The sequence below is a fragment of the Aeromonas sp. PrichA-15 genome (genome assembly GCF_017939245.1).
In the GTDB taxonomy this organism is placed as follows: Bacteria; Pseudomonadota; Gammaproteobacteria; order Enterobacterales; family Aeromonadaceae; genus Aeromonas; species Aeromonas caviae.
The window spans coordinates 18,219-19,824 of the sequence record NZ_JAGKRH010000163.1 but is presented as its reverse complement, the minus strand read 5'-3'; the positions used below and the strand labels follow the sequence as shown (position 1 = coordinate 19,824).

Here is a 1,606-nt window from a genome sequence, read left to right as displayed (position 1 = left end):
AACTACCCGATGCACACGAGTGTGCTGGAAGGGGTGAACAACAAGATCAAAGTGATAAAGCGCATGGCATATGGATTTAGGGACTCAGAATACTTTTTTCTGAAAATCAAGGCGGCCTTCCCCGGAAAGCCGCGATGAACCACAAAAAAGGGCCCAGGCCCTTGTTTCATTTCCAATGACTGTCGCGCTTATCCGCCAAAGAGATGGTTGTTCAGCAGGAAGAGACCGCCGGAGAGCAGCATGGTGAGCGGCAACGTCAGCACCCAGGCCAGCAGAATGGTCTTGATGGTCTGGCTCTGCAGGCCGGACTTGTTGGCCACCATGGTCCCCGCCACCGCGGAGGAGAGAATGTGGGTGGTGGACACCGGCATCCCGGTCAGACTCGCAATCCCGATGGACGCGGCGGCCGTGATCTGGGCTGCAATGCCCTGGCTGTAGGTCATGCCGGAGGAACCAATCTTCTCCCCTACAGTGTAGACGATACGACGCCAGCCCACCATGGTGCCGCAACCGAGCGCCAGCGCGATGGACACGATGACCCAGGTCGGCGCATATTCGGCCGTGGCGGTCAGATCCTTGCGCCATTTGGCAAGATCGGTCAACTCCTTGGCCGGCAGCGGCAATTTGGAGACCTTGCGGGCAGTGTCGTCGATGCACAGCAGCAGGCGACGCACTTCGCGGCGATCCACCAGATTCATCTCCTCGTAGGTGCGCACTTGGCCCAGACGCTTGTCGAGGGTCGCCATGGCCTGCAGGGCCTCCCCTGCCGCACAGTGGCTCATCAGCTCCTCCTGGGCTTTGGCAGGGACACTGAAGTTCACCAGATGGGAGACCTGATCCTGGTTACGCTGGTAGATCTCCATAATGCGCTGGTTGGCATCCTGGGTTCTGTCCAGATCATAGGAGCGGCTGTTCATGTCCAGCGCAAAATAGGCAGGCGCCATGCAGATCAGCACCAGCATCACCAGACCGATGCCTTTCTGACCATCGTTGGAGCCGTGCACGAAGCTCACCCCCATTGCGGAACAAATCAGAGTGACACGTGCCCAGAACGGTGGATGCTTCTTGCCGTCCACCAGCAGGCGCTCTTCCGGGGTCTTGTGGATCTTGCTGCCAAGCCATACGCGCTTCATTGCGAACAGCAGCAGGGCGGCAATGATGAAGCCCACGGTGGGAGAGATGATGAGAGAGAGCATGATGTCGATGGCTTTGCCGACGTTGATACCCTCTTTCAGGGGTTGATGGCTGATCAGGGCATAGGCGCCGCCTACCCCCAGGATGGAACCGATCAGGGTGTGGGAGCTGGATGCCGGAATACCGAAGTACCAGGTTCCCAGGTTCCAGACGATGGCCGAGAACAGCAGGGAGAACACCATGATCAGACCCTGGGTAGAGTCCATGCCAAGCAGCAGATCGATGGGCAGCAGGTGAACGATGGCATAGGCCACCCCCAATCCACCCAGCATGACACCGGCGAAATTGAACAGACCGGAAGCCACCACCGCCATATGAGCCGGCATCGCCTTGGTATAGATAACCGTTGCTACCGCGTTGGCGGTATCGTGAAAGCCGTTGATGAATTCATAGGCCAGCACAAAAAAAACGG

2 protein-coding genes are annotated in these 1,606 nt (G+C 58.2%); one reads left to right on the top strand and one right to left on the bottom strand.

The window, feature by feature from the left end; all coding sequences use genetic code 11:
- The coding region (locus J9889_RS17570) for a transposase (RefSeq protein WP_210537942.1) at positions 1-138 on the top strand (138 nt) is incomplete at its 5' end.
- 50 nt (positions 139-188) lie between these two features.
- Here J9889_RS17570 and J9889_RS17565 read toward each other — a convergent pair.
- A partial coding sequence (locus tag J9889_RS17565; RefSeq protein WP_210557519.1) for an inorganic phosphate transporter occupies positions 189-1,606 on the bottom strand: 1,418 nt, incomplete at its 5' end.